This window comes from Bradyrhizobium sp. BRP22 (assembly GCF_020194175.1).
In the GTDB taxonomy this organism is placed as follows: Bacteria; Pseudomonadota; Alphaproteobacteria; order Rhizobiales; family Xanthobacteraceae; genus Bradyrhizobium.
Genome location: NZ_JADYVX010000002.1, coordinates 331120 through 356528, shown reverse-complemented (window position 1 = coordinate 356528; position 25409 = coordinate 331120). Strand labels below are relative to the sequence as shown.

Here is a 25409-nt window from a genome sequence, read left to right as displayed (position 1 = left end):
ATTGAAACGCCGCGCCGCTTCTCGTAATGACGATGAAGCAAAAAATCTGGAGGAAACACCATGTCCCAAGGCAACAAGCGGGAAGGCAAGCGCATCGTTCTCGCCTCGCGTCCCGTTGGCGAGCCCAAACCATCCGACTTCCGCCTCGAGGAATATGCTGCGCCGGAGCCGGGCGCAGGCCAGGTTCTCCTGCGCACGATCTGGCTGTCGCTCGATCCCTATATGCGCGGCCGCATGAGCGATGGCCCGTCCTACGCGCAGCCGGTGCCGGTCGGCGGCGTGATGGAAGCGGGCACCGTCAGCGAAGTGATCGCCTCCAACAATCCCGGCTTTGCCAAGGGCGACATCGTGCTGTCGCGCGCCGGCTGGCAGACGCACGCGCTCTCCGACGGAAAGGGCCTTACCAAGATCGATCCCAAGCTCGCACCGATCTCGACAGCGGTTGGCGTGCTCGGCATGCCCGGCATGACCGCCTATACCGGCCTGCTCGATATCGGCAAGCCGCAAGCAGGCGAGACCGTGGTCGTGGCTGCGGCGTCAGGCGCGGTCGGCTCCGCAGTGGGGCAGATTGCAAGGATCAAGGGCGCCCGCGCGGTCGGCATCGCCGGCGGCAAGGACAAATGCGACTTCGTGAAGAACGAACTCGGCTTCGACGAGTGCCTCGATCATCGCGATCCCGATCTCGCGGCGAAGCTGAAGGAGGCCTGTCCGAAGGGCATCGACGTTTACTTCGAGAATGTCGGCGGCGCGGTGTTCGAGGCGGTGTTCCCGCTGCTGAACCCGTTCGCGCGCGTGCCGGTCTGCGGGCTGATTGCGCACTACAACGATACCGAGAGCAAGGCGCCGAAGTGGGCTGCTACGATGATGCGCGCAATTTTGACGAAGCGGCTGACGTTCCGCGGTTTCATCGTCAGTGATTTTGCCGCCCGTCACAGCGATTTCCTGCGCGACATGTCGCAGTGGGTGCGTGAGGGAAAGGTCAAGTACAAGGAGTTCGTCACTGAAGGTCTTGAGAATGCACCCGAAGCTTTCATGGGCCTCTTGAAGGGCGCCAATTTCGGCAAGCAGCTCGTCCGCGTCGGGCCGGACAGGGCGTGATGCGTCACGGCTCAGCGAGCACCGCGATCCATCGATCGCGGTGTTCCGACCTCGCGCATCGGTGAACGGAAATCAGGAACGCACTGCTGCATGCGGCTGTTGGTGGCCGAGCATGATCCGAAAAGAGTGGGAACGTTTCGCTCGCGATAACGCGAAGCGTCTCCGCGCGAGGATCATGCCCAACCAGGAAGCCAAGATGCCGGGAGCCGAACGTCATCGGTTCCTCGCATCGGAATGGAGCAGTTCATGAGAAGACTGGCAATCGTATCGGCAGCACTGGTCGCGGCAGCGACATTGGCAAACCCCGTCGCCGCCCGCGAGCGCTATGTGCAGCAACCCGCCGTGGACCCTGACGTGACCATCTCGGCCGCCCCATATTCGGCCGCCCCATATTATCCCAGCGGTCCGGCCTATTATCCGGGGCCGCGCGTCGGGGCATTCGCCACCGCGCCTTGGGACAATTCCCCGCCGCCGGCCTACTACGGCTCGCCTTACGCGGCGCCGTACTACGGCTACTGACGGGTTGGTGCCCGTCATAGGTTCCTCGGACAGATACATGGAAGCAGCAAAGTCCGTCGCGCCAACGCGGCGGACTTTTTCCATGCCGGCGCGGCCGTCCGTACCCGAAAGGTCACACCGTTAACCAAATGCTTCCGGTGAGCGGCGCGTTTGCTTGACTGTGCATGCAACACATTGAATTAATACATTATTTTCAGGTGCAGCCATGTTCGAAATCGGTATTTTCTGTGTCATTTTGCTGGCGGCCGGCTATGGAGTGACCATGTGGGTCATCGGCCGCCGCGCCGACGTTTTGCACGGCAAATTTGTCGAGCCCCAACCCGAGCTCGAGTCGCTCGGCATAGGCCCGCTGGTGCCGCCGCCCGCACCACGCGCCAACGCGGAATCGCTGCAGGCGCTGCTGACGGTGATCCAGCAGGATCTGGAGGACAATCATTCAGCGGGATCTGAAGGATACGGCGCAGATTTGAGGCGTCGTCCTAACCCGCCGCCATCTCTGCGAGCAGCGCGTCCAGGCTGATATCGGTCTGGCCTTTGGCCCTGACGTGGCAGACCTCGAAACTGTCGGGGCGGAAGCGGTACTCGACGATCCCGGTTTCCTTGATTCCGATGACGTCCTGCATCCGGTCCGGAATGACGAAGCCGGCTGACGGCGCCCAGATATGGCGGACACGGCCAAAGGTGAAATCACGCCGCTGATGCACATGGCCGCTGCCGACCAGGCGCCAGTCGACGGCGCCGAACATCTCGATCAGGCGGCGGCGGGCCGGCTGCGGAACGTAGCGGATCGCGGTTTCCGCAAGCTCGGCGTCATCGGGCAGATTCAGGAACAGCGGCTTGTGCAGGAACAGCGCCACCGGCTTGCCGTTGACGTCGCCAAGCTGTGAAGCAAGCCAGTCGAGCTGCTCGGCTTCGCTGGAAAGTCCGGTATTCATGACGAGCGAATTGAGCCCGATGAAGCACCAGCCAGCAGCCTCGAAGCGCCAGCGATCCTCGCCGACGATGGAACGGAACGCATCGCAATGCTCTTCAGTTGCCGGCTGCGTCGGCGGCGTGCCGACGGCGGTCGGGTTGTCGCCGATGTCGTGATTGCCGGGCAGATAGCGGCAATCGACCGGCAGCGCCGCGTGCAGTGATTTCGCAAACTCAAGGTCGCCACGGCTAGTCGGGCCGTCGAAGGCGACGTCGCCGCTGTTGAGCACCAGATCGGGCCGCGTCGCGGCGATGTGCTCAGCGATCGCCTGAAAATTCGCGGTCAGCGTCGGCCGGCGCCGCGCGAGGTGGGTGTCGGAAATCTGGGTCAGGCGAAATTCGGACATGGAAAACTTCCTTTTGTGACGATCCTAGATCGGCCGGAAGTCGGAATGATGACGCCGTCGCATTGTCAGCGGCGGATGGGGCCGCTATTAGCTTGAGCCTTATGCCTCCGTACCCGGAGAGTTTCCCATGTCGGTTCAAATGGTTCTGGCGCCGGTATTCGTGCTGGTCGCGCTCACCTTCGCGCTTCTGTTTGGCATGATACGATCGCGCCGCGACGCGCGGGTCGGCGGCGAAACTCGTGACACTGCGCTCAAGGAGCCCAACTGGCCGGCACGGGGGACGCTGCTGGCCGATTGCTACCGCGACCAGTTCGAACTGCCTGTCTTGTTCTATCTGCTGATCGCGCTGGCGCTGCCGCTGCGCCGTGCCGATCTCTTCATCGTGCTGTTGTCCTGGGTGTTCGTGGTGACGCGCTTTGCGCATGCCGGCATCTTCGTCAGCTCGAACGATTCCGGTCCACGCTCGACCGCCTGGCTCGCAAGCGCGCTGGTGCTGTTTGCGATGTGGCTCTACTTCGCGCTGAAACTCCTGCTCCTGATCTGAAAGCTCCTGATGACCCCCGCCGCGCGTCTCTCCGCCGCCATCGAATTGATCGACACCATCGACACGCAGCGCGTGCCGGCGGCCAAAGCGCTGAAGGAGTGGGGCACCGCGCACCGCTACGCCGGCTCCGGCGACCGCGCCGCAATCTCGGGTCTGATCTGGGACGTGCTGCGCCGGCAGTCCTCGAGCGCCTACCTGATGGACGACGACAGCGCCCGCGCGCGCGTGCTCGGCATGCTTCACCTTGAGCGCGGCATGAATGTCGATGCAATCGCCGCGCTCTGCGACGGCGGCCGCTTCGCCCCGGAGCCGCTCACCGATGCGGAACGCTCGGCGCTCGCCTCGCGCTCGCTGGAGAGCGCGCCGGCACACATTGCCGGCGACTATCCGGAATGGCTCGATCCTTATCTGGCAAAGATGTTCGGCGACGATCGCGTGGCGGAAGCGACGGCAATGGCGAGCCGCGCGCCGCTCGATCTGCGTGTCAACACGCTGAAGACGAGCCGCGACAAGATGCTGCCGCGGCTGAAGCATCTCGGCGCCAGGGAAACGCCGTGGTCGCCGCTTGGCCTGCGCATCGAGCTCGGCGCCGACGCCCGCAACGTCGGCATCCATGCAGAGGAGGATTTCGTCAAGGGCGGCATCGAGGTGCAGGACGAGGGCTCGCAACTCGCCGCGCTGTTCTCCGGCGCCAAGCCCGGCGAGCAGGTGATCGATCTCTGCGCTGGCGCAGGCGGCAAGACGCTGGCGCTCGCCGCGATGATGCAGGGCAAGGGCCGCCTGATCGCGACCGACCGCGACAAGCGCCAGCTCGCGCCGATCCACGAGCGGCTGTCGCGCGCCGGCGTGCACAATTGCGAGGTCCGCACGCCCCGAGGCGACAGCGATCCGCTCGCGGACATCAGGGGCTCCGCCGATCTCGTGGTGATCGACGCGCCCTGCACGGGCACCGGCACCTGGCGCCGCAACCCGGACGCCAAATGGCGGATGCGCCCGGGCGCGCTAGAAGTGCGGCTCAAGGACCAGGCCGAGGTGCTCCAGCGCGCAGCGCCATTGGTGAAGCCGGGCGGGCGGATCGCCTACATCACCTGCTCGGTGCTGCCGGCCGAGAACGGCGAGCAGGTCGCAGCCTTCCTCGCCAGCCATTCGGAATTTTCAATCGTCCCGCCGGAGCAGACCGCTAGTGTGCTCTGGGACAAGGCGGAAGCCTTCGCTGCTGCCGCGCTGCAGTCGCCCGAGGGCTGGCTGATGACCCCCCGCCGCACCGGCACCGACGGCTTCTTCGTCTCGATCCTGAAGCGCGCGTGAGTTGTGTCATTGCGCAGGGTGGGCACGCTCCGCTTTGCCCACCCTGCGGCTCTTCAGGGTTTGCACGCTCGTCAAATATCGAGTTCGGCCCAGATCGCCGCATGATCGGACGCCGCTTCGGCTTCCTTGGTGATCTCAGGGAAATGCGGAAACAGGGTGCCGTTCTTGCCGCCCCAGACGCCCATGCGGAAGATTCCGCCGGCCGTTGCCTTCGCAAACAGGTCCGGCGACAGCAGGATGTAATCGATCTTGTTCGATGCCGTGCCGTTCTTGAACGTGCCGGGCCGTCCGCCATCGTCGAAACCCTGCAACTCGCTGATGTCCTTCAGCCCGGTCTGATTGAACAGCGGTGCCAGAGGATCGCTGTCAGGAGTGTCGTTGAAGTCGCCGACGATGGCGATGAACTCATGTTCCCTGCGGAGCTGCCGATAGATCGTTGCGGTGCGCTCGGCCTGGCGCTTGCGCTTCGCGTCCGAGACAGGCGGCGAGCCGAAGCCCTTGCTCTTGAAGTGATTGGCAAGAACGATCAGCTTATTTCCATCCGCGGTCTCGATCTCGTACTGCGCGCAATCGCGGCTGAAGATCACGCCATCCTCATCCTCGTCATCGACATGGCTGGCGATCGAGACGATGTTGAACTTCTTCTTCGTCATCAGCCCGACATCGATACCGCGATCGTCATTGCCATCGATCAGCATGATATGATCGTAGGGCGTGCCGCTGACGGCCGGCATCACATCCTTGCAGAACCGCACCAGGGCAGGGCGGCTTTCCGCCTCCACGACGCCGAGCACATCCGCATTGATCGCCTGGATCACCCGCGCGGTATTGCGCGTTGCGTTTTCGTCGACCTGCTCGAGCGTGAGATCGACCCACCCGATCCAGTCGTCGCGCCCGTCCGCCACCACCTCGACCGGCCCGCCGCGCGGCCGCTTGACGAGATGTCCGCGGTTCTGGCGCAGGATCGCGTATTTGCTTTCGTCTGATTTCTTCAGGCCGAGCGTATCGAGAAGTTCGAGGATCCGCCTTTTATCCGCCGGCGTGTACTTGTCCTTGCCGAGAATGGCATTGACGTCGGCCTGCGCCTTCAGGATTTCCCGGCCTTCAGCCGAGAATCCGGAACCGTTGAGCGCACGCGCGCGCATGAAGAGATTTTCCACATTGAAGGATGCGAGTTTCATGAATACCCCCGGCCGCGAACATGAACAATCTATCTGTAGTAGATAATGGGAAGATATTCTACGTGAAGATGATCGCAGGAAGCAACAACGGTCGGCCTCAAGACGCGCGCGAGCGCGCTTCTCGGGTTCACTTCGTAGAGCTGAATCGTGAAATACGGACTACAGCCGGCAAGTGATCGCCATGTTCGTCACGACGGCGGTCCCGCTTCAGGCAAATTAGGTCAATGTTGCTGACATAATTGCCTTTGTCCATGCCTGCAAAAGAATGTGCGCCATTGGTCCGCCGCCGTTGCGGGGCCGCGCCCGGTCGCGTATCTGCTGGCCATGACAGCCGCAAAGCCCGCCCGCGAGTCGTCGACGCCTTCCGTGGCCTCGGCGCATGACAAGATTCTGATTGTCGATTTCGGCAGTCAGGTGACGCAACTGATCGCCCGCCGCGTCCGCGAGGAGGGCGTCTATTCCGAGATCGTGCCGTTCCAGAAGGCCGAGGCCGCCTTCAACGAGATGAAGCCCAAGGCGGTGATCCTCTCCGGCGGCCCGGAATCGGTGCACAAGGAGGGCTCGCCGCGCGCACCGCAGGCGATCTTCGAGTCCGGCGTCCCCGTGCTCGGCATCTGCTACGGCCAGATGACCATGGCCGCCCAGCTCGGTGGCGAGGTCGAGGGCGGGCATCATCGTGAATTCGGCCGCGCCGATCTCGAGGTGAAGACGGCAAGCAAACTGTTCGACGGCACCTGGTCGATGGGCGAGCGCCACCAGGTCTGGATGAGCCACGGCGACCGCATCACGAAAATGCCGCCGGGCTTCACGGTCGCCGGCGTCTCGGCGAATGCGCCGTTCGCGGTGATCCAGGACGAGAAGCGGAAATATTACGGGTTGATGTTCCACCCCGAGGTGGTGCACACGCCCGACGGCGCAAAGCTCCTGCGCAATTTCGTCCGCAAGGTCGCCGGCCTCACCGGCGACTGGACCATGCGCGCTTTCCGCGACGAGGCGATCGAGAAGATCCGCGCCCAGGTCGGCAAGGGCAGGGTGATCTGCGGCCTCTCCGGCGGCGTCGATTCAGCGGTTGCGGCCGTGCTGATCCATGAGGCGATCGGCGACCAGCTCACCTGCGTCTTCGTCGACCACGGCCTGCTCCGGCTCAACGAGGCCGAGACTGTCGTCGACCTGTTCCGCCATCACTACAACATCCCGCTGGTTCACGTTGATGCATCCAAGCAATTCCTCGGCGAGCTCGCAGGCGTCAGCGACCCCGAACAGAAGCGCAAGACCATCGGCCGCCTCTTCATCGACGTGTTCGAGCAGGAGGCGAAGAAGATCGGCGGCGCCGAGTTCCTGGCGCAAGGCACGCTTTATCCTGACGTGATCGAGAGCGTCTCCTTCACCGGCGGCCCGTCGGTGACGATCAAGTCGCACCACAATGTCGGCGGCCTGCCCGAACGCATGAACATGAAGCTGGTCGAGCCGTTGCGCGAACTCTTCAAGGACGAAGTCCGCGTGCTTGGCCGCGAACTCGGCCTCCCCGAAGCCTTCGTCGGCCGCCACCCCTTCCCAGGCCCCGGCCTCGCCATCCGCTGTCCAGGCGACATCACCAAGGAAAAGCTCGACATCCTCCGCAAGGCCGATGCTGTCTACATCGACCAGATCCGCAAGGCCGGTCTCTACGATGCGATCTGGCAGGCGTTTGCGGTGCTCTTGCCGGTGAAGACCGTCGGCGTGATGGGCGATGGCCGGACGTATGAATACGTCGTGGGCCTGCGCGCGGTGACGTCGACCGACGGCATGACGGCGGACTTCTACCAGTTCGATATGTCGTTCCTGGGCGCGACCGCGACGCGGATCATCAACGAGGTGAAGGGTGTGAACCGGGTGGTGTACGACGTGACGAGCAAGCCGCCGGGGACCATTGAGTGGGAATGATTTTGGCCCATCCGGCGGTATCCAAAACTACGCCAAGGTACGCTGTAACGCTCTGATAAATTATAAAAACCGTTCTCCACCTATCGAGGTCTATCGGTGGGTAGAGATCGTGCAGAGGGCTATTTAGGTCGCGTCTTTACGGCCTTGTGGGCGTCAGCAAACGCGGCCCGGACAACTTCAAGCACCTCGTCCGATAGCGAAGGGTTGGCCTTGGCCACGGCCCGAGAGATTGCGAGAGCGCCGATCTCAGCAGCAGTAGCGGCGAGCGCCAGTCTTCGACGGTCGGCCTCGGGGATCGAAGGTTCGAGAGAAGCTTCGTTCATTGAGGTCCAAGTCATGAACGCGCTGGTAAAGCTCTCGCTGACGGCCTCATCATGGCGGCTGATTTCGCTGGCGGAAGCGGCCATCGGACAACCGTCAGAGACCTTCTCGCGCATATACGGAGAAAGGTATCCGTCGAGCAGTTCCTCGAACGCCATGTGTCGGTCGCCGATCCATTCGCGAGTGGCTTCCATGTTGGCGGCGAAGCCATGAGAAAATGCCGCTGCGGCGAGCTCATCCTTGGAATTGAAATGCGCATAGAGCGCGCCGTGCGTGAGCCCCGCTTCCTTGGCGATCTCTGCGACGCCCACTCCGTCGATCCCCCGCTCCCGAAAGAGACGGCTGGCCGCGCTGAGAAGCGCGTCTCGGTTCTCTGCTGCTTTCTCCTTCGAAACACGCATGAAAAATCTCTGATCCAAGCCCTAATTTTTTAGTTGCGGTCGCCATTAAAGTCAAGTAGCGCTCTCGACGGCGATACATTGCGGTCGCAATTAAAAGGTTCCTACAGGAGAAACAAGCATGCGTTACAAACTTTTCGGCCAGCACACGGGTCTGCGCGTTTCCGAGCTGGTGCTCGGCACCGGCATGTTCGGTACGGGCTGGGGCTATGGTCAGGAGCGCGACGAGTCGCGTCGCATCCTCGACGCCTATGCAGATGCGGGCGGCAACTTCATCGATACGGCCGGTGTCTATCAGGGCGGTCAATCGGAAGAAATCATCGGCGACGCGCTGGTCGGCCGTCGGGACGATTTCGTCGTCGCCACCAAGTACACGATGCCCGCCGGCGCCAAGGGCGGCATTCTCGTCACCGGCAATAGCCGTAAGGCGATGGTCGTGTCGGTCGAAGACAGCCTGAAGCGGCTGAAGAGCGACTACATCGACATCCTGTTCGTCCACATGTCGGACGGTGTCACGCCGGCCGAAGAGATCGTGCGCGGTTTCGACGACCTCGTGCGCGCGGGCAAGGTTCTCTACGCCGGTCTGTCGAACTTCCCCGCGTGGCGCGCCGCGCGCGCCGTCACCATCGCCGAGCTGCGTGGTGCGGCTCCGATCGCCGGCCTTCAGTTCGAGCACAGCCTGGTGGTCCGCTCGAGTGAGCAGGAGCTGCTTGCTGCCGGCCAGTCGCTCGGCCTCGGCATGGTCTCCTGGTCGCCGCTGGGTGGCGGCCTTCTCACCGGCAAGTACCGCCAGGGCGAGACCGGCCGAAAGGAAGGAATGGGCGGCAACGTCTTCCAGCAGGAGAATTCGCCGCAGCGCACGGCGATCCTCGACGCCCTGATCGAAGTTGCCAGGGAGCTGGGCGTCGCGCCGGGCGAAGCCGCGATCGCGTGGGTCGCTGCGAAGGGCACGCTGCCGATCATCGGCCCGCGCACCATCGAGCAGCTCAACTCCAACCTGGCGGCCGCGAAGGTCACCCTATCGGCCGAGCAGATCGCTCGCCTGGATCAGGTCAGCGCGATCCCGACGGCCTTCCCCTACAACGTCCTCGAAGGCGCTCGTCCGGGCTACACCGGCGGCAAGGTCGAAGAGTTCACCGCTCCGGCCATTTCCGCCGCCTGATCCGGGCCGGCGATGACCGAGGTCCTCGACAGTGTCTCCTCAGGCGAAAAGCCGGTATTCCGGACGAATGCCTTTGAGCGCATGGCGAGGACCGTCCCGCCCGGGCGCGTGCTCTGAGGGTGACGTAAAGCCGCTTCGATGGGTGCGAGTGCTCTGGCGTAAAATAGCGTGCATAAAGGCGGGCCTGCTTTGGGCGCCAATTTCGGCCATTCATCGCCTGGATCGGTAATCCCAAAATCTGTCGTTCGTTTCTGCGGCCTGAACGACTGACTTTGGGGACTTCGCGCCCGTTTCGCGTCGCCGCTGCGAATGGCACCTTTGTCAGGAGCGGACAAGCCGCGTTCGGCGAGTTGCGGGACTTATCCCGGAGCGACGAGCGGGCAAGGCACACCTAGTTCCCTGGCCGCCTCCAGCCCCTCGAGCAGGATCTGAAGCGCCGCCTCGGCTGCGCGCTCGGACCAGCCCTACGCCGCCGGCGTCGAGACCGTGACCATGGACGTCACCAGCGAAACGGACTGGCAGGCCGCCGTCGCGGCGGTCGTCGAGAAGCACGGCCGCCTGGACGTGCTGATCAACAATGCCGGCATCATCGCCTACGAGCCGCTGCACGAACTGAGCGTCGAGGCCTGGAACCGGATGGTCGCCGTCGACCAGACCGGCGCGTTCCTGGGCATGCGCGAAGCCGTTCGGGCCATGCGCGGCAAGAACCCCGGCTCGATCGTCAATATCTCGTCGATCTGGGGCGCGGCCGGCGTGGCCGGGGCGCACTCGTACCAAGCCGCCAAGAGCGCGGTGCGCACATGACGAAGAAGGCGGCCATCACGTACGCCACGGACGGCATCCGCGCCAACGCGGTGCCGCCGCGCTTCATCCACACCCGCTGACCGACGCCCAGGCCGCCGACCTGAACGCGGCCACCGTCGGCGCCACGCCGATGAAGCGCGGCGGCACGGCCAAGGAGATCGCCTATGGCGCGCTCTTCCTGGCTTCGGACGAAGCCAGCTTCGTAACCGGCGCCGAACTGGTGATCGACGGCGGCTACCTCGCCCAATGAGCGCAGACTGCCCGGCCGCCCGCTGTGGCGTAAGCCTGGTTTTTTTGATGAGGCGATTGGAGCCGCGTTACGGCCTGCTTGGTGCGATCAGACTTGAAATGACCGGCGTCAGCAATTCGACGAGCAATGCGGGGTCAGCCTGCGTCAATGGCTTGAGCTCAAGCATCTGACGCATCATTTGGACGCCGGCGACAAGGGCGAGGAATAATGCCGCTCGCTCAGAGGCATGATCGCCGGCGATCGCCGTAGCGGCGGTCGCATGGTGGACCTGCGCAATACGCTCGCGGGCGATGCGGGCAGCGGTCGCGCTGGTAGTCGACCGGAACAGGATGAGGAAGCCGTCAAGTGGTGTCCGACCCTGTGCCGTCACCCCGACGAGCGCTTCCGCGAAGGCGTGCGCGAGATCCGCTCGGCGCAGATTGCCTTCTGAAAGTATGATCGGATCACGCATGGTGTCAGTCACCACCTCGCCGAACAAACCTTCTTTCGACCCAAAATAGCGTCCGATCATCATCGCTGTGACGCCAGCGCCTTCCGCAATTCCGCGCAGTCCGGCACCCTCATACCCATGTTCGGCAAAGGCTTTTCGCGCGGATGCGAGGATAGCAGCGCGTGTTGCATCGGCTTGTGCGGCGCGCCCTCTAAGCGGCGGGACAGATTTCATCATACACCTGTAGACTCGATGCGTGGGCTATAGTATACATATGTAGACTGCAGTTCGCAATCTCGGGTCGCGCGTCGAAGTTCGCTCAGTTTGCAGAGAATCTGATGGAGTTAGAATGAGCGAGACGGTGCTAGTTACGGGCGGAACGGGTTTCATCGCGCAACACTGCATCCTGGCGCTTCTGTCGGCTGGCTATAGGGTCCGGACCACGATGCGATCGCCGGCGCGCGAGGACGAAGTGCGCGCCAATCTGAAAACCGGCGGTGCCGAGCCAGGCGAGCGGCTATCCTTCGTGGTTACCGACCTCAACTCCGATACGGGCTGGGCAGAAGCAGCATCTGGTTGCACCTATGCCTTTCACGGCGCCTCACCCACGCCATCCGGCGATCAGGTGACCGAGGAGGATTGGATCAGGCCGGCACTCGACGGCAACCTTCGCGTCCTCCGTGCTGCACGCGATGCTGGCCTCCGCCGCGTAGTTCTCACATCGGCGTTCGGCGCCATCGGAGCCGGCCGCAAGCCGCTCGACCGCCCATTCGTTGAGACGGACTGGAGCGACCCGAGTGGTGATATTGCGCCCTATCAGAAATCCAAAACCCTTGCTGAACGCGCCTCATGGGATTTCATCGCACGCGAAGGCAACGGATTGGAACTGACGGCGGTCAATCCAACCATGGTGCTTGGGCCAGCACTGGGTCCCGACTACTCGCACTCGATCCGGACGATCAAGCAGATGCTTGATGGCCAGCCGGGCTATCCGAAGATCAAAACCTGCGTTGTCGATGTGCGCGACGTGGCTGATCTTCACTTGCGCGCGATGACCGATCCCGCTGCAAATGGGGAGCGGTTCCTCGCGACATCGGGCAGGAGCCTATGGTTATCCGAGATCGCGAAAATCTTGAAAGACCGCATGGGCGCGGCGGCGGCCCGGGTTTCGACGCGATCTCTACCGAATCTGGTTGTGCGCGGGTTGGCAATGACCAATCCGGCTATGAAAGGCCTCCTGCCTCTTCTCGGCGCCGATCTTGATGCCAGTGGAGAAAAGGCGCAGCGCCTGTTAGGCTGGAAGCCACGCTCTCGCGAGGAGGCGATCATTGCGTCCGCGGAAAGTCTGGTCCGTCTCGGCTTGGCCAAAACCGGCGATTGAGCAGAGGAGGGGCGTCAAAATGGACATCACGCCCGTGCCTCTACTCGGCGATTTGTCGTGGCGGTGATTTCTGGGATAGTCGGCGCCAGCGAAGAAGAAGGCGATCTGATCGTCGGTTGCGCTGGCCTTGAACAATAGAGGGGGAGTGCCGTGGAGTAGTATCGATAGCCGAAGGACGCTCGGGCGAATCCTAGGCTATAGATAGTAGTCGACAGAGTCTAAGCGGCCCGCAGATCTGCCGCTCCGTCAGCGTCTCCCCGCTCTTCGAACGGCGCCGATACGCCGATTACTGCTCCTTCTTGAACAAATCCTGGAAGATGAGTTGGCCCCAAATGCGGCCGCGTCCGTGCACCAGCGCGCCACCCTCGTTGAGCTTTCCTAGCTTGACGGGTGCGAACCCGAGCTGTTTGGCCAAGGCCGCCACGGGAGCGATCGCCTCCTCGTCGTCACCAGATAGAAAGACGACCCGGTGGCCGCCTTCGACGATCGGATCGGCAGCCAGGGTGGCCGCAATCAGGTGATTGAAAGCTTTCACGAGCTTGGCGCCGGTGAACGCCTTTGCGACGAAGGCAGAGGACGGGAGACCGTCCAGCTCCTCAGGGGGAAGCAACGCATTCATCGCGTCGATGACCGTCTTGCCTTTCCAATTCGGCAGGGCCTTCGCAACCTCGCGATGCTCCCCGAACGGGACCGCCAAGATGATTGTATCGGCCTCGAGTGCTTGGCGCAGCGACTTGGCGACGACCGTGGGGCCAATCGCCCGAGCCTGCGGCGCCAACGCCTCGGGCGGCCGGCGGCTCGCGACGGTCACGTCGATGTTTTTACGGGCGAAGGCATGGGCGAGGGCCTGGCCTATCTTACCGAACCCTATAATCGCGTAGCTCATAATGCTTCTCCGATTTTCAGATGGCCGAGAAGCCGCCGTCGACGGACAACTCCAACCCATTCACGAAGCTGGAATCGTCAGAGGCAAGAAACACCGCGACCGCCGCAATTTCCTCGGGACGACCCATCTTTCCCCGCGGGATCAGGGATTCGAACATCCGCTTCGCCGCCTCGTCGAGAACTTGGTCCTGCATCGGTGTGGCGATCGGCCCCGGGTGCAGCACGTTCACCCGGATATTCCTGCCCTTCAGTTCGTTGAGCCACCCGCGTGCGAATGCGTGCAGCGCCGCCTTGCTCGCCGCATACACGCTGTAACCAGGAAAACCTTTGATCGAAGCAACTGACCCGGTCATGAAGATCGATCCGCCATCGTTGAACAGCGGCAACGCCTTCTGGACCGTAAACAGCGTGCCGCGCGCGTTCAGGTCGAAGGTCGCGTCGAAATGCTGCTCGGTAATCTCGCCCAGTGGGACGGCTTCGCCCGTGCCGGCGCTCGCATACAGGATGTCGATCTTGCCCTTTTTCCGCTTGACCGTATCGAACAGGCGGTCGAGATCGTCGAGATTGGACGCGTCGCCGCGCACGCCGGTCACGTTCCGGCCAATCAGCTTGACGGCCTCGTCGAGCGTCTCCTGCCTCCGGCCCGTGATGAAAACATAAGCGCCTTCTTCAACGAACCGCTTGGCGCTCGCCAGCGCCATGCCGCTCGATCCACCCGTGATGACTGCAACCTTACCCTCAAGCTTTCTCATGACTTTTCCTTCAGACTCCGTCTTTGGCTGATCGGGGAGGTTCCCCGAGACCTCCGAAATGGGTCTGCCGGTGTCAGGCGTTGAGTGCGGAAGCGCGCACATCGGTGGTGCGAAATCGATCCGGCTGAACGACCGACGCCAGCCGCGATCGGTGCCCGCCGCTCGGAATTGGGCCGTGCTTGTCGGCATAGGCAGTGATCACCCGGCCGTGCTACCCCACATTCGAGAGGATGTTCGATGGTGTTGGACTCGGGCTTTGGAAGGCAAGCCCCGCTGTGCGGGATTGCACCATGATCGACTGGGATGACGTTCGCTACTTTCTGGCCGTCGCGCGCGGAGGCTCGGTGCGGGCCGCCGCCGAGCGCCTCGGGGTGAACCACTCGACCGTGCTGCGACGCATCGCCCAGCTTGAGGAGCGCCTCGGGGTGCACATGTTCGAAAAGCTGCCTTCGGGCTACCGCCTGACGGCTGCGGGCGAGGAGGTCCTCGAGTTCGCGGATCAAATGGAAGCGTCGTCGCACTTACTGGAGACGCGCGTCTTCGGGCGCGACCAGAGCGCGAGCGGGCTTCTGCGGGTGACGCTGCCGCCGTTCTTCCCGACACACCTGCTCATGCCGGACTTCGCCGATTTCGCGCGCATGCATCCGGACATCGAGATGGAAATCCTGTCGTCCGGCGAGCCGGCCAATCTGACCAACCGGGAGGCCGATGTCGCGATCCGCATCGTCTCCGACCGCAAGACCCTGCCGCTCAATCTTCACGGCCTGAAGGGGCCGGAGCTGTTCGGCGGCGTCTACATGTCCCGCGATCGGCTGGCCGCGTGGCGTGCGGGCGCGCCTGATCCCATCCGGTGGATCGTCATAGACAATCATGGGCTCCCGAATTGGGCCCGTGAGGGAGAGGTTCGCGTCACCGAGGTTCCGTTCAGGACGCCCGACGCGGAGGCGCAGCTCGTTGCGGCGCGACAAGGGATCGGGATGACGAAACTGCCGTGCTTCGTCGGAGATGCCGACCCCCTACTGGTGAGGGCGCCGGGCATTGACCTGCACATGTACGGAACGCTCTGGCTTCTCACACAGGGGGAGACGCGCAAGACGAAGCGCGTGCGGCTCTTCACCGAATTCGTATCCCGCAGGCTCGCCGCGTACGCGCCGCTTCTCGCGGGACTGTCCATATCGCGCGACTGACGTGCGGCAGGTCGCCGGCGACGCGTGGCGGACGCAATCATCGACATGAACCATGCGAACAAGCTGACCGCTTGATCTAAATCAACGCGCAGTGCCATTGATCATCCGAATCTAAAATAAATATTGGAGGGGATCATGCCAGAGCAAAGCAGTATGCATGTGTACCTGAATTGGACCAAGCAGCGAATTGACGAGATGGACGCCATGTTGGCGTCTCTGGAGGCCAAAGCAGGACAGGCGAAGGCCGATCAACTGATCGCCGAAATGAAGAAGCAGCGCGACGACTTTCAATCCAAAGCCAAGGTTCAGGCTCAGGCGGGCGAGGCCGCCTTGCAAGCCAGCAAGGAGCAACTGGAAGCGCAGTGGCAGGGCTTCGAAACGAAGGTCAAGGCGTATTTCGACACGATCAGCAAGCAGGTCGAGCAACAGCAGGCCACGTTCGGCGACGCCGTCGCCGCTCAGCTCAAGGCGTGGCGGGCGGCGGCAGACGCTTTCAGCAGCGAAGCTGCTAAGATTGCAGCCGCGAAGCGCGCCGACGTCGATGCGGCTGTCAAGCAGATGAAGGCTGACGCGACGGAAGCTGAGGCGCGCTTCGAGAAGCTGAAGCAGGTGGGCAGCGAAACCTGGTCCTCACTGAGCGCAGCCTTGACCGAGTCGCGGAAGGCTTTCGATCGAGCCAATCAGAAGGCGGGAGATGCATTGAACGAAGCCGCAACCGGCAAGACCGGTGCGGCATCGTAATCAGCAAAATTGCGCTCGTAGTTGTGCAGAGGACTCTTAAATCAAGAACCGTTTGCGCCGCGATGCTTGCGGACCCTTTTGGCACTTCTACTGATGCGGGGCGCATCGGCGCTCTCGCTCTTCACGTGCTCGATAAAAGCACGTAGTTTCGGCAAGACCTGACGTCTCCCTGGATAGTACAGAAAGACCCCGGGCGCGGTTGCCGCGAAGGGCGTTAGCAGCGCTTGCAATCGGCCTTCAGCAATAGCCGCTTTGGCAAGCGGGCCGGGGACCTGCGCGAGCCCCAAGCCTTGTATCGCCGTTTTAAGCAGCGTGGGGTAGTCGTGCGCGATCAGCGGCCCCGACACGATCGCCTCCACCGTCCTGCCGCCGTCAACAAAGGGCCAGGGCGCAATCGCCCCGTTTGAACGGCGCATGCGCAGGCAGGCGTGATCTCGCAGATCGTCGATACGTTCCGGCCGTTTCCGGCGCCGCAGATATTCGGGGCTGCCGACGACCACCAGCGGGAAGGGCGGCGTCAGCCGCACCGTGACCATATCGGCAGCGATGAACTGGCCCAGCCGGATGCCTGCATCAAACCCTTCGGCCGCAAGGTCGACAAGCTCCCCGCTTGCGGCGATCTCCACTTCGACCTCGGGATAGGTCCGGCAGAAGGATGCGATCAGCGGCTCCAACAGAAGCGGCACCACCGCGGGCGGCACTGAGAGGCGCAACAGTCCAGCCGGCCGTTGACCTAGTTCATGTGCGACCCGGCTCGCCGCGACGAGCTCCTCGAAGGCGGGCTTCGCGCGCGAAATGAACCGCTCGCCGGCTTCGGTCAGACCGACGCTGCGCGTGGTGCGGACGAAGAGCACCGCACCGACACGCGCCTCCAGCGCGCGTACGGCCTGGCTGATCGCCGAGGGCGTTACCCCGAGTTCCGCGGCCGCTTTGCGAAAGTTGCGGTGCTGGGCAACGCTGAGGAACGCCTCCACGCCGTCGAGCGCGCCGTGCCTGACTGTGAAGTTCTGCTTCATGGCTCATCGACATTATCGCGGATAGTCGCGTGCCGGAAGCGCTCGTATTTCTCCATTCAGTCAATCTGCCGAGACAAAATATGGAGATTATCTCATGGATCGCGAAATTGAGATCCGGAAGCGCCGCGGGACGCGCGTCCTGCTGACTGTACTGGCCATCTGGGGATTAGCCGTCGCCGTTGCCGCCGAGGCGGGACTCTATGGCGCGATCTACCCGCTGTTGCTCGGTCCCATAATTGTGCTGGGCATCGTGGTGCCCGTCGCTATCTACGCAGTATCCGATGGCTTCCGTTCGTACGTCGAAGCGATCGGGCTGCGGCCGCTCACGGCATTTCAGATCTGGCGTATCGGGGCCGCGTTGGTCATTTTCTGGTACGGCGCGCACAACCTGCTCCCGCAATCCTTTGTTCAGAACGCGGGATGGGGCGACCTCATCACGGGGTTTCTGGCCCTTGGCGTCATCCTGCTGCCCGAGAGTCGCAACCGTTATTTGGCCGTCCACATCTTTGGGTTCGCTGATCTCGTTGTGGCAGTCGGTACGGGGCTGACTTTCTTCCTCCTCAACGACCCCCGCATGTCGGGCATCCAGACGCTGCCGATGGCGCTGATCCCGCTCTACGGCGTCGGCATTTCAGGTGCGAGCCACATCATGGCGTTCGACCTGCTTCGTCGTGGCGCAGGGATCAAGCACGCTGAGCGTGACGCTGCCAAGGCATAGCGGAGACAGCAAAACCGGTTCTGCCAAAGACGGTTGACGTTTGGCGGCTCGATTTTCGGGATAGGGCCGTCAAATATCGTGACCGAAAGACGTCTTCGCAGGCACCGGCGGCGAAATGGATTCCGGGCTCGTCCTTCGGACGCCCCGGAATGACAGTGTACCCGTCAAGCGACCACCGCCGTCATTGCGAGCGCAGCGAAGCAATCCATTCCTCCACTTGCGGCACTATGGATTGCTTCGCTCCGCTCGCAATGACGATGTGGATGCTCTGGGTGCGACATAGCAGCCCGACGGGCAGGGAAAGCCGGTGTTGCTCCGGTTGACCTGTGGTCCTACCCCCGTGCTTTTTGTTGCACGGGGCCCACGGGTGCAACCGGCACCCGGCTTTCCCTGCGCCCTCACTTCGATGAGAGGGTGAAAAGTGACGCAAGCCTCGGGCACGACATGCCGCGAGAATGCGGATTCACGTCCCCACTGCTGTTTGACATTTGAATCAGACCTCTCCCCACGTCGTCCCGGGGCTTGCGCGCCGCGACGAAGCCTTGAGTAGCCGGGCCCGGGGACCCATAATCACAGGCTTTTGTGATGTGCTGCGCCTGCGGCAAACGGGCTTGGCGAAGTGAGCAAGTGGATCAGAGGTGCCGATAGGCCGCCAGCACATAAGCCGTGCGAGCGCCGAGCGTCATGCCAAGCGACCCGGTCGCCACCGACAGGATCACGCTCTGCACGAGAAAATCGTGCAGCAGCAGGGTGGCAGCGGTGGCGACGAAAAGGATGCCACCGATATGGCGGCCGATCGGATCATAGATCATCGGCGTCACAATCGAGGACAGGATGAACACGAGAAAGGCAAGAGCTATCAGGGCGACCAGCCACGTCGGATAGATCTCAAGGTGGGCGAAGGCCGAAAACGCCGCCGCGACGACCGCGAAGTCAGCAGTCGCATCGAAATAGGCGCCTGCTCGCGATGGTACGCCAAATCGCCGGACCAGCGATCCATCGACAGCATCCGAGAGTATGGCGAAGCCGAGACAGATAAGCGCTGATTGAAACTCGAGGCTCGTCACCAGCCACCATAGGAGTAGCGCGCTGACGAGCCGCAGTCCGGTGAGAAACTGCGGCAGCAGCCGCAACAGTTCAAGCGTGAGCGAACCGCCGCCGCCAGCAGCGAACTGCCCGGTTACCATGCTAGTGGATCGCGGGCTGCAGAGCGCGTCCGGTGTCGCGGGCGATCTGGATCGCTCTGTGGGTGTTGGAGCCGGTATATTTGTTTGCTTCGTCATTTGGCTTCATCGTCGTGAGCCCGAGACTGAGAACCCGGCGGCCGGAAGCTTTGGCCACCATCTGCTCCGTGAGCTTGATCGCATGCTCGGCACCGCGGGCGGCCATCAAAAGGATCACGACGGGCCTTCTGCCGAAATCCGCCACCCGCTCGATATAGCGGGCAAGCGCCTTTCCCGGCGCGTCGGCATAAACGGGCGAACCGAGGACGATGAGATCGTAGCTCGCGACCGCGGCGGGTGCCTGACTACTCGCCGTCGTGGTCCAGACCTGCCAACCGGAAGCGACGAGCCCTTCGGCGAATGCTGCTATCACTTTTTTCGGAAAGCTGCTGAGTCCTGGCTGGTAGACGATCAGCGCCTTACCGGACGTTCCGTTTGGATTGGCGATCGCAAGTGGTGTCACCGTCTCCTGATCGAGCCGCCATTGCAACCATATCAGCGATCCGCCGGTTACCACGAAGATGAACGTCACCGCGATGAGCAAACCTTTCCAGAAAGTGCTCATGCCTCTGCTCCCCGTGAAACAAGGCCACCGACCCGCCTCGAAGGCGACCGTTTTCGATCCAATGCCGGAAATCGCACCTGCCCGCGTTGAGGCAAGTCAAAGAAACTTCACTTGTGGCGGCGAACACGACTTGCGGCGCCGCGAAGATGCTTGTCGCCATTACCACTGTGAGCGGTGGCAATCGTCGTGCAAGACTATTGCGCATTTCTGTTCGATCCCGACGGCAACAATCCGGAAGCGGGGATTTATCTCGCGGAATAGTTTCGTGAGCCTTGATCGATGCGACGACGGGGATCATCCCGAGCTGGATGCGGTCGACTCAGCCCTCGAAATAATAGGGCTGGTCGAGATCGGCGATCAGCTCCGGCTGTTTCGGCTCCCAGCCGAGCAACGCGCGGGTTCGTGTGCTGGAAGTGGGGGCGTCGATGCCGGCGAACCGTGCGAACCAGCCGAAATGCCCGGCCGCCTCGTCGGGGGACTTGGAAACGACGGGTACGTTCAGGCGACGGCCGATCACCTCCGCGATCGCCTTGAACGGCACACCCTCTTCGGCGATCGCGTGAAACGGACCTCCCGCCGCGCCGCGCTCGATCACAAGGCGGTAGACGCGGGCGGCATCGAGCCGATGCGCGGCGGGCCAGCGGTTGAGGCCGTCGCCGACATAGGCGGAGACGCCTGTCTCCCGTGCGATGCGGATCAGGATCGGAACGAACCCGTGATCGCCCTGGCCGTGAGTGGATGGCGGAAGACGGACGACGGAGGCGCGCACGCCGCGCGCGGCCAGTTCGTCCGCTGCGACTTCCGACTTGCGCGGGAAGGTGGCGGGGTGCGGATCTTGCTCGGTCGCAAGGCGCCCCGGCGCCAGCAGCGCGACGCCGCTGGTGACGAGCAGGGGACGTTCGGAGCCCTCGAGCGCACTGCCGATCGCTTCGATGGCGCGGCGGTCCAGCTCGCAGTTCTCGATGAATTTCGAGAAGTCGTGGTTGAAGGCCAGATGGATCACGCCGTCCGCAGCCGCCGCACCGCTGCGCAGGCTTTCGAGATCTTCGAGCGATCCGCGATGCACGTCCGCGCCGGCGGCGGTGAGGGCGGCTGCGCCCGCATCCGAGCGGGTGAGGCCGATCACGCCATGGCCGGCAGCGATCAGTTCGTGGACGACGGCGAAGCCGACGAATCCGGTGGCGCCGGTAACAAAGACACGCATGAGGAAGTCTCCACAGATAACTCGGAGCGCACTGTCTGCGTTTGCGATATCCTGGTAAAGTAGTGATGTTATCGGGGTATAATGGCTAACAGGATGAGCATATCGGCCACGAATGAGAACCTGCTCGGGGCTTATCTCAAAGACCGTCGCACCAAGCTCGATCCCGCAGTGTTCGGCTTGTCCGGGACACGGCGGCGCACTCCGGGGCTCAGGCGGGAAGAGGTGGCCCAGCGCGCCAATATCAGCGCGACCTGGTACACGTGGCTCGAACAGGGGCGAGGCGGCGCACCATCGGCCGACGTGCTCAATCGCATCGCCCGCGCGCTGATGCTGACGGAGGTCGAGCGCGAGCATCTCTTCCTGCTCGGCCTCGGTCGTCCACCCGAAGTCCGCTATCAGGCAACCGAAGGCGTGACGCCGCGGCTGCAACGCGTGCTCGATGCGCTCGAAGTCAGTCCCGCGCTGGTGAAGACCGCGACCTGGGATGTCGTCGCCTGGAATCGCGCAGCAGCCGCAGTGTTGACCGATTACGGATCGCTGCCCCCGGCGCAACGCAACATCCTGCGCATGATCTTCGGCGATCCGCGCGTCCGTGCCGCGCAGTTCGATTGGGAAAGCGTCGCGCGGTTCGTGGTTGGCGCATTCCGGGTCGACGCGGCGCGCGCGGGCGCAACTGAGAAGGTCGGTGCGCTCGTGGAAGAGCTGTGCCGGCTGAGTCCCGATTTCGAGCGGCTGTGGCGCGCCAACGACGTCCATGGTTACGGCGAGGGCGTCAAACGTCTGCGGCATCCGATCCTTGGGCCCGTCGCGTTCGAATATTCCGCCTTCGCCGTGGATGGCCGGCCTGATCTCGGCATGGTCGTCTACAATCCGGCGACGCCGGAGGATGCGGAGCGGGTCAGGTCGCTGATCGAATCGCGATCAAACAATAGGGGGGAATGAGCCTGCCGCCGCCGTTCGCAAAAAAGTGAGCCAGCGGGAACCTCTGCATGTCGGCTTTGGCGCCTCGCGTTCGTCTTGGAGCCAGAGAGCTGCAGGGAGATGCGGAATGAAGGATGCTCACTATCGCTGGGTGATTGTCGGAGCCGGCGGGCTTCTGGGCTGCGTTGCGATCGGCGGAATGTTCTCGCTGCCGGTCCTGCTCCAGCCGATCACGCGGGACACCGGCTGGTCGGTTACCGGCATATCCAGCGCCATGACCATCGGCTTTCTTGCGATGGCGTTGACCAGCATGATCTGGGGAACCTTGTCCGATCGGTTCGGGCCGCTGCCGGTGGTGCTCACCGGATCGATCGTGCTCGCGGCAAGCCTGGCGCTGGCCAGCCTTGCCTCCTCGCTGGTCGCGTTCCAATTCATCTTCGGCCTCATGGTGGGCGGTGCGACCGCCGCGATCTTCGCGCCGATGATGGCCTGCGTCACCGGATGGTTCGATACCCATCGCAGCCTTGCCGTGTCACTGGTTTCGGCGGGAATGGGGATGGCGCCCATGACGATGTCGCCGCTCGCGGCCTGGCTCGTCTCGATCCATGACTGGAGAGTCTCGCTTCAGATCCTTGCCATCGTCGTCGCCTGCATCATGATTCCCGCATCGCTCCTGGTGCGCCGCCCGCCGGCGCTCGAACGCGAACATGCCCCTGCTTCGGGCGAGGCCGAGACGCAGCCGGCGATGTCGCTGGCGCAGGCGCTGCGCTCGCCGCAATTCATCGTCCTGCTGGCGACGAATTTCTTCTGTTGCGCCACGCATTCGGGGCCGATCATCCATACGGTGAGCTACGCGATTAGCTGCGGGATACCGATGATCGCTGCTGTCACGATCTACAGTGTCGAAGGACTGGCGGGAATGGGCGGACGTATCGCCTTCGGCCTCCTCGGCGACCGCTTTGGCGCCAAGCGTGTGCTGGTCCTGGGCCTGTTCGCCCAGGCCTTCGGCGCGCTCGCCTACGCTTTCGTGCGTGACCTCGCCGCGTTCTACGCCGTGGCAGCGGTGTTCGGCTTCATCTATGCCGGCACCATGCCGCTCTATGCCGTGCTTGCGCGGGAGAATTTCCCGCTGCGGATGATGGGCACCGTGATCGGCGGAACGGCCATGGCCGGCAGCCTCGGGATGGCGACCGGGCCGGTGGCCGGAGGTTTGATCTACGACACCTTCGCCAATTACGCCTGGCTTTACATCGGCTCCTGGGCCGTCGGACTTGGCGCCTTCCTGATCGCGTTGACGTTCAGGCCGTTTGCGAATGCCAAGCCTCGGACCGCGCCCGCGCCGGCGTGAGGAGGAATTCGACGTGGGCGATCTACTGCGTCTTTCTCGCGCGCCAGCGTTTCAGCGCGGCGTCCATCGACTGGCGGATCGTCGTGTGGAACTCGGCCATTTCCTCCATGCGACTGCGTGTCCTTCCGCGGGCAGCGATGCCCGCGCCCTGTTTTAGCAATTCGGCAAGTGCATCTAGCAGGCGGTTCTGCTCGGTCAGCATGCCCTCGTAATTGTCGGATGCTTCATAGAGCACACGCTTGCTGCCGCGCTGGCCGTGGCGACGCGCCAACGTATATTTCTCCAGGAGCCGTGCTGCGACGCTGGCGGTGCTCTTGCTCATCTCGAGATCGGTGGCGATGTGGTCGAGGCTGACCGGCTCCGGGAACAGCAGCAGGTAGCCGTACAGGCGAGCGGCGGCCTGCGGCACGCCCCAGGGCACCAGCAGCCGCGCCACGTCTTCGATGAAACGCCGTTCGGCGCTAGTCGGAGCTTTGTTTGACATATTCGGCATTTCCCGAATATACTGGATATCGTGGATTTGTCCACGATGGGGCGACGGAGCGGAGAGCCGCCATGGCCGCCACGCCTGAGTTTCGACCCCGGATCTGTACCGGGAGCATGTCATGGTGAAAGTCACTCTTCAGATCGTGGTCTGGAGCGCGATCATGGCCGCTATGATCCTGTGGCCGGCCGGCACGCTGGCTTATCCCGGAGGCTGGGCCTTCCTCGCTGAATTTGTGATCGGCGGCCTTGCGATCACCCTGTGGCTCGCCAAATGCAATCCGCGCCTGTTGCGCGAGCGCATGAGTTCACCGGTGCAGCGCGATCAAAAGCCATGGGACCGGATCTGGCTGACGCTGTTCATCGTGCTGTTCTGCGCCTGGATGATGTTCATGGCGTGGGATGCTGGGCGCACGGGATTTGCCGCGGTGCCGGTCTGGCTGCAGGTGGTTGGCGGTATCCTCACCCTGCTTTATCTGCTCGGCGTGTGGTGGACCTTCCACGAAAATACCTTTGCCGCGCCCGTGGTGAAGATCCAGGAGGATCAGCGGGTGATCGATACCGGACCATACGCCATTGTCCGGCACCCGATGTATACGAGCGCCTTGCTTCTTGTCATCGGTCTGCCGCTGCTGCTCGGTTCCTGGATCGGTCTTGCGATGTCGGTGGTGTTCATTCTGGGCATCGCGTGGCGGACGCTGCATGAAGAGGGAGCGTTGCGAGCGGAATTGAAGGGTTACGACGAGTATGCCGCGCGCGTGCGCTACCGGTTCATCCCCGCGGTGTGGTAGCGTCGGTCAGCGAGGATGGCGCAAGCGGCCGCAAAGACCGGGGCAGGGCCGACCGTCATGGTCGCTATCGAACAATGGTTTCCAAGCCATCGGCGCATCCTGACCGATGATCTCGCCCTGTCGATCCTGCCCTTTGGTGCGCGAGCCTTTGTTCACGCGATGCGGCCGTTCCCGATCCGGGACTGGATGGTGCGTGTCACCGAACGTACCTTTCCCGGCCTCTGGAGCGGCATCATGTGTCGCAAGCGGTTCATCGATGATGCGGTGGTCGCTGCATCGCCGGAGATTGACGCAATCGTCAATCTCGGCGCCGGCTTTGATACGCGCGCCTATAGGCTGCAATCGCTGGCTGCGATTCCGGTGTGGGAAGTCGACCAGCCCGCCAATATCAGGTCCAAGCAGGATGGCATCCGGCGTCGGTTCGGCGGGGTTCCGCCGCACGTTACCCTCGTGCCGATCGACTTCGATCATGAAGCGCTGGAGCCTGCATTGTCGTCGTGCGGCTATGCACCGACCATGCGGACCTTCTTCATCTGGGAGGCGGTGACCCAGTATCTGAGCGAGACGGGCATCAGGAGCACGCTCGAATTCCTGGCCACGGCCGCGCCGGGCAGCCGGCTGGCGTTTACCTATGTGCAGAAGGATTTCATCGATGGCCGGAATCTCTACGATCAGCCGCGTCTCTATGAGCGATATGTGAAACAGAAGATCTGGTTGTTCGGCATTGATCCCCGAGATGTCGCGAGCTTCCTCGAACCATACGGCTGGCGCGTGACGGCGCATGCTGGCTGCGACGATTTAGCGGAGCGCTTCGTGAAGCCCACCGGTCGGCAACTGCTATCATCCCCGCTGGAAAGGATCGCATGTGCGGAGAAAATGTAGGGAAGCGCGCCTCGAGGAGTTGCGGCCGAGCGCAGCGCGGATTTGCCGGACAAGG

The 25409-nt window shown here is 63.1% G+C and carries 28 protein-coding genes; 17 read left to right on the top strand and 11 right to left on the bottom strand.

All coding sequences use genetic code 11. The features are described from left to right. The first annotated feature begins 60 nt into the window (after positions 1–60). From I6F35_RS04175 to I6F35_RS04165, 3 genes are all read left to right on the top strand, one after another. Positions 61–1098, top strand: coding sequence for an NADP-dependent oxidoreductase (locus tag I6F35_RS04175; protein ID WP_225116369.1), 1038 nt, complete (start codon positions 61–63; stop codon positions 1096–1098). A 246-nt stretch (positions 1099–1344) separates the two neighbouring features. Next, positions 1345–1617 (top strand): hypothetical protein, encoded by a 273-nt coding sequence (locus I6F35_RS04170; protein WP_225116368.1) that lies wholly within the window; start codon positions 1345–1347, stop codon positions 1615–1617. A gap of 205 nt (positions 1618–1822) precedes the next feature. Then, the gene (locus I6F35_RS04165) at positions 1823–2137 is read left to right on the top strand and encodes a hypothetical protein (protein WP_346283136.1); all 315 of its coding nucleotides are present in this window, start codon (positions 1823–1825) and stop codon (positions 2135–2137) included. On the opposite strand, the gene I6F35_RS04160 is transcribed toward I6F35_RS04165, so the two are convergent. Continuing rightward, positions 2097–2936: a metallophosphoesterase gene (locus I6F35_RS04160; RefSeq protein ID WP_225116367.1), complete on the bottom strand. Its 840-nt coding sequence runs from the start codon at positions 2934–2936 to the stop codon at positions 2097–2099. The genes I6F35_RS04165 and I6F35_RS04160 overlap by 41 nt on opposite strands. Before the next feature lie 127 nt (positions 2937–3063). On the opposite strand from I6F35_RS04160, the gene I6F35_RS04155 reads away from it, so the two are divergent. Then, the gene (locus tag I6F35_RS04155; protein ID WP_225116366.1) at positions 3064–3480 is read left to right on the top strand and encodes an MAPEG family protein; all 417 of its coding nucleotides are present in this window, start codon (positions 3064–3066) and stop codon (positions 3478–3480) included. Between the two features lie 9 nt (positions 3481–3489). After that, positions 3490–4788, top strand: a complete 1299-nt coding sequence (locus I6F35_RS04150; RefSeq protein ID WP_225116365.1) for an RsmB/NOP family class I SAM-dependent RNA methyltransferase — start codon at positions 3490–3492, stop codon at positions 4786–4788. Between the two features lie 71 nt (positions 4789–4859). Here I6F35_RS04150 and I6F35_RS04145 read toward each other — a convergent pair whose 3' ends face one another. Continuing rightward, the gene (locus I6F35_RS04145; protein WP_225116364.1) at positions 4860–5969 is read right to left on the bottom strand and encodes an endonuclease/exonuclease/phosphatase family protein; all 1110 of its coding nucleotides are present in this window, start codon (positions 5967–5969) and stop codon (positions 4860–4862) included. Between the two features lie 324 nt (positions 5970–6293). Between I6F35_RS04145 and guaA the strand changes: the two genes are divergently transcribed. Further along, positions 6294–7892: a glutamine-hydrolyzing GMP synthase gene (gene guaA / locus I6F35_RS04140; protein ID WP_225116363.1), complete on the top strand. Its 1599-nt coding sequence runs from the start codon at positions 6294–6296 to the stop codon at positions 7890–7892. 119 nt (positions 7893–8011) lie between these two features. On the opposite strand, the gene I6F35_RS04135 is transcribed toward guaA, so the two are convergent. Further along, positions 8012–8614, bottom strand: a complete 603-nt coding sequence (locus I6F35_RS04135; protein WP_225116362.1) for a TetR/AcrR family transcriptional regulator — start codon at positions 8612–8614, stop codon at positions 8012–8014. A gap of 118 nt (positions 8615–8732) precedes the next feature. On the opposite strand from I6F35_RS04135, the gene I6F35_RS04130 reads away from it, so the two are divergent. From I6F35_RS04130 to I6F35_RS40110, 3 genes are all read left to right on the top strand, one after another. Further along, a complete protein-coding gene (locus I6F35_RS04130; RefSeq protein ID WP_225116361.1) occupies positions 8733–9773 on the top strand; it encodes an aldo/keto reductase in 1041 nt (346 codons plus the stop codon). 492 nt (positions 9774–10265) lie between these two features. After that, positions 10266–10577, top strand: coding sequence for an SDR family NAD(P)-dependent oxidoreductase (locus tag I6F35_RS40115; protein WP_275945432.1), 312 nt, complete (start codon positions 10266–10268; stop codon positions 10575–10577). A 130-nt stretch (positions 10578–10707) separates the two neighbouring features. Then, entirely contained in the window at positions 10708–10827 is a 120-nt protein-coding gene (locus tag I6F35_RS40110) for an SDR family oxidoreductase (protein WP_275945431.1), read from the top strand. 67 nt (positions 10828–10894) lie between these two features. Here the strand turns inward: I6F35_RS40110 and I6F35_RS04120 are convergent, their stop codons facing one another. Continuing rightward, positions 10895–11494, bottom strand: coding sequence for a TetR/AcrR family transcriptional regulator (locus I6F35_RS04120; RefSeq protein ID WP_225116360.1), 600 nt, complete (start codon positions 11492–11494; stop codon positions 10895–10897). A 112-nt stretch (positions 11495–11606) separates the two neighbouring features. On the opposite strand from I6F35_RS04120, the gene I6F35_RS04115 reads away from it, so the two are divergent. Beyond that, entirely contained in the window at positions 11607–12638 is a 1032-nt protein-coding gene (locus I6F35_RS04115) for an aldehyde reductase (RefSeq protein ID WP_225116359.1), read from the top strand. A 286-nt stretch (positions 12639–12924) separates the two neighbouring features. Here the strand turns inward: I6F35_RS04115 and I6F35_RS04110 are convergent, their stop codons facing one another. Both I6F35_RS04110 and I6F35_RS04105 read right to left on the bottom strand, forming a co-directional pair. Next, positions 12925–13524, bottom strand: a complete 600-nt coding sequence (locus I6F35_RS04110) for an NADPH-dependent F420 reductase (RefSeq protein ID WP_249792366.1) — start codon at positions 13522–13524, stop codon at positions 12925–12927. A gap of 16 nt (positions 13525–13540) precedes the next feature. Further along, entirely contained in the window at positions 13541–14275 is a 735-nt protein-coding gene (locus tag I6F35_RS04105) for an SDR family oxidoreductase (protein ID WP_225116466.1), read from the bottom strand. 290 nt (positions 14276–14565) lie between these two features. On the opposite strand from I6F35_RS04105, the gene I6F35_RS04100 reads away from it, so the two are divergent. Together I6F35_RS04100 and I6F35_RS04095 are read left to right on the top strand one after the other, a co-directional pair. After that, entirely contained in the window at positions 14566–15462 is an 897-nt protein-coding gene (locus I6F35_RS04100; RefSeq protein WP_225116357.1) for a LysR family transcriptional regulator, read from the top strand. A 135-nt stretch (positions 15463–15597) separates the two neighbouring features. Continuing rightward, the gene (locus I6F35_RS04095; RefSeq protein ID WP_225116356.1) at positions 15598–16203 is read left to right on the top strand and encodes a hypothetical protein; all 606 of its coding nucleotides are present in this window, start codon (positions 15598–15600) and stop codon (positions 16201–16203) included. A gap of 41 nt (positions 16204–16244) precedes the next feature. Here the strand turns inward: I6F35_RS04095 and I6F35_RS04090 are convergent, their stop codons facing one another. Continuing rightward, positions 16245–17219, bottom strand: a complete 975-nt coding sequence (locus I6F35_RS04090) for a LysR family transcriptional regulator (RefSeq protein WP_225116355.1) — start codon at positions 17217–17219, stop codon at positions 16245–16247. A 94-nt stretch (positions 17220–17313) separates the two neighbouring features. Here I6F35_RS04090 and I6F35_RS04085 point away from each other — a divergent pair, with 94 nt between their 5' ends. Further along, entirely contained in the window at positions 17314–17937 is a 624-nt protein-coding gene (locus I6F35_RS04085; protein WP_225116354.1) for a permease, read from the top strand. 632 nt (positions 17938–18569) lie between these two features. Here the strand turns inward: I6F35_RS04085 and I6F35_RS04080 are convergent. From I6F35_RS04080 to I6F35_RS04070, 3 genes are all read right to left on the bottom strand, one after another. After that, positions 18570–19124 (bottom strand): CDP-alcohol phosphatidyltransferase family protein, encoded by a 555-nt coding sequence (locus I6F35_RS04080; protein WP_225116353.1) that lies wholly within the window; start codon positions 19122–19124, stop codon positions 18570–18572. A 1-nt stretch (position 19125) separates the two neighbouring features. Continuing rightward, positions 19126–19725, bottom strand: coding sequence for a hypothetical protein (locus I6F35_RS04075; RefSeq protein ID WP_225116352.1), 600 nt, complete (start codon positions 19723–19725; stop codon positions 19126–19128). 319 nt (positions 19726–20044) lie between these two features. Next, entirely contained in the window at positions 20045–20929 is an 885-nt protein-coding gene (locus tag I6F35_RS04070) for an SDR family oxidoreductase (protein ID WP_225116351.1), read from the bottom strand. Positions 20930–21022: 93 nt separating this feature from the next. Here I6F35_RS04070 and I6F35_RS04065 point away from each other — a divergent pair, with 93 nt between their 5' ends. Both I6F35_RS04065 and I6F35_RS04060 read left to right on the top strand, forming a co-directional pair. Continuing rightward, positions 21023–21871: a helix-turn-helix transcriptional regulator gene (locus I6F35_RS04065; protein ID WP_225116350.1), complete on the top strand. Its 849-nt coding sequence runs from the start codon at positions 21023–21025 to the stop codon at positions 21869–21871. A gap of 106 nt (positions 21872–21977) precedes the next feature. After that, positions 21978–23198: an MFS transporter gene (locus tag I6F35_RS04060; protein ID WP_225116349.1), complete on the top strand. Its 1221-nt coding sequence runs from the start codon at positions 21978–21980 to the stop codon at positions 23196–23198. Between the two features lie 22 nt (positions 23199–23220). Here I6F35_RS04060 and I6F35_RS04055 read toward each other — a convergent pair whose 3' ends face one another. Next, positions 23221–23682 carry a hypothetical protein gene (locus I6F35_RS04055; protein WP_225116348.1) on the bottom strand — a complete coding sequence of 154 codons (462 nt, stop codon included), beginning with the start codon at positions 23680–23682 and terminating at the stop codon, positions 23221–23223. A gap of 121 nt (positions 23683–23803) precedes the next feature. Here I6F35_RS04055 and I6F35_RS04050 point away from each other — a divergent pair, with 121 nt between their 5' ends. Further along, entirely contained in the window at positions 23804–24472 is a 669-nt protein-coding gene (locus tag I6F35_RS04050; RefSeq protein ID WP_225116347.1) for an isoprenylcysteine carboxylmethyltransferase family protein, read from the top strand. A 15-nt stretch (positions 24473–24487) separates the two neighbouring features. Next, entirely contained in the window at positions 24488–25354 is an 867-nt protein-coding gene (locus I6F35_RS04045; protein WP_225116346.1) for an SAM-dependent methyltransferase, read from the top strand. Positions 25355–25409 lie beyond the last annotated feature (55 nt).

Excerpts from the sequence above, each read along its gene's own strand:
- I6F35_RS04145 (WP_225116364.1), bottom strand. The coding sequence starts at position 5,969 with ATGAAACTCGCATCCTTCAATGTGGAAAATCTCTTCATGCGCGCGCGT.
- I6F35_RS04115 (WP_225116359.1), top strand. The coding sequence starts at position 11,607 with ATGAGCGAGACGGTGCTAGTTACGGGCGGAACGGGTTTCATCGCGCAA.
- I6F35_RS04095 (WP_225116356.1), top strand. The coding sequence starts at position 15,598 with ATGCCAGAGCAAAGCAGTATGCATGTGTACCTGAATTGGACCAAGCAG.
- I6F35_RS04155 (WP_225116366.1), top strand. The coding sequence starts at position 3,064 with ATGTCGGTTCAAATGGTTCTGGCGCCGGTATTCGTGCTGGTCGCGCTC.
- I6F35_RS04045 (WP_225116346.1), top strand. The coding sequence starts at position 24,488 with ATGGCGCAAGCGGCCGCAAAGACCGGGGCAGGGCCGACCGTCATGGTC.
- I6F35_RS04090 (WP_225116355.1), bottom strand. The coding sequence starts at position 17,219 with ATGAAGCAGAACTTCACAGTCAGGCACGGCGCGCTCGACGGCGTGGAG.
- I6F35_RS04075 (WP_225116352.1), bottom strand. The coding sequence starts at position 19,725 with ATGAGCACTTTCTGGAAAGGTTTGCTCATCGCGGTGACGTTCATCTTC.
- I6F35_RS04130 (WP_225116361.1), top strand. The coding sequence starts at position 8,733 with ATGCGTTACAAACTTTTCGGCCAGCACACGGGTCTGCGCGTTTCCGAG.
- I6F35_RS04085 (WP_225116354.1), top strand. The coding sequence starts at position 17,314 with ATGGATCGCGAAATTGAGATCCGGAAGCGCCGCGGGACGCGCGTCCTG.
- guaA (WP_225116363.1), top strand. The coding sequence starts at position 6,294 with ATGACAGCCGCAAAGCCCGCCCGCGAGTCGTCGACGCCTTCCGTGGCC.
- I6F35_RS04100 (WP_225116357.1), top strand. The coding sequence starts at position 14,566 with ATGATCGACTGGGATGACGTTCGCTACTTTCTGGCCGTCGCGCGCGGA.
- I6F35_RS04135 (WP_225116362.1), bottom strand. The coding sequence starts at position 8,614 with ATGCGTGTTTCGAAGGAGAAAGCAGCAGAGAACCGAGACGCGCTTCTC.
- I6F35_RS04080 (WP_225116353.1), bottom strand. The coding sequence starts at position 19,124 with ATGGTAACCGGGCAGTTCGCTGCTGGCGGCGGCGGTTCGCTCACGCTT.
- I6F35_RS04070 (WP_225116351.1), bottom strand. The coding sequence starts at position 20,929 with ATGCGTGTCTTTGTTACCGGCGCCACCGGATTCGTCGGCTTCGCCGTC.
- I6F35_RS04160 (WP_225116367.1), bottom strand. The coding sequence starts at position 2,936 with ATGTCCGAATTTCGCCTGACCCAGATTTCCGACACCCACCTCGCGCGG.
- I6F35_RS04175 (WP_225116369.1), top strand. The coding sequence starts at position 61 with ATGTCCCAAGGCAACAAGCGGGAAGGCAAGCGCATCGTTCTCGCCTCG.
- I6F35_RS04050 (WP_225116347.1), top strand. The coding sequence starts at position 23,804 with ATGGTGAAAGTCACTCTTCAGATCGTGGTCTGGAGCGCGATCATGGCC.
- I6F35_RS04055 (WP_225116348.1), bottom strand. The coding sequence starts at position 23,682 with ATGTCAAACAAAGCTCCGACTAGCGCCGAACGGCGTTTCATCGAAGAC.
- I6F35_RS04110 (WP_249792366.1), bottom strand. The coding sequence starts at position 13,524 with ATGAGCTACGCGATTATAGGGTTCGGTAAGATAGGCCAGGCCCTCGCC.
- I6F35_RS04105 (WP_225116466.1), bottom strand. The coding sequence starts at position 14,275 with ATGAGAAAGCTTGAGGGTAAGGTTGCAGTCATCACGGGTGGATCGAGC.
- I6F35_RS40115 (WP_275945432.1), top strand. The coding sequence starts at position 10,266 with ATGGACGTCACCAGCGAAACGGACTGGCAGGCCGCCGTCGCGGCGGTC.
- I6F35_RS04120 (WP_225116360.1), bottom strand. The coding sequence starts at position 11,494 with ATGATGAAATCTGTCCCGCCGCTTAGAGGGCGCGCCGCACAAGCCGAT.
- I6F35_RS04165 (WP_346283136.1), top strand. The coding sequence starts at position 1,823 with ATGTTCGAAATCGGTATTTTCTGTGTCATTTTGCTGGCGGCCGGCTAT.
- I6F35_RS04060 (WP_225116349.1), top strand. The coding sequence starts at position 21,978 with ATGAAGGATGCTCACTATCGCTGGGTGATTGTCGGAGCCGGCGGGCTT.
- I6F35_RS40110 (WP_275945431.1), top strand. The coding sequence starts at position 10,708 with ATGAAGCGCGGCGGCACGGCCAAGGAGATCGCCTATGGCGCGCTCTTC.
- I6F35_RS04065 (WP_225116350.1), top strand. The coding sequence starts at position 21,023 with ATGAGCATATCGGCCACGAATGAGAACCTGCTCGGGGCTTATCTCAAA.
- I6F35_RS04170 (WP_225116368.1), top strand. The coding sequence starts at position 1,345 with ATGAGAAGACTGGCAATCGTATCGGCAGCACTGGTCGCGGCAGCGACA.
- I6F35_RS04150 (WP_225116365.1), top strand. The coding sequence starts at position 3,490 with ATGACCCCCGCCGCGCGTCTCTCCGCCGCCATCGAATTGATCGACACC.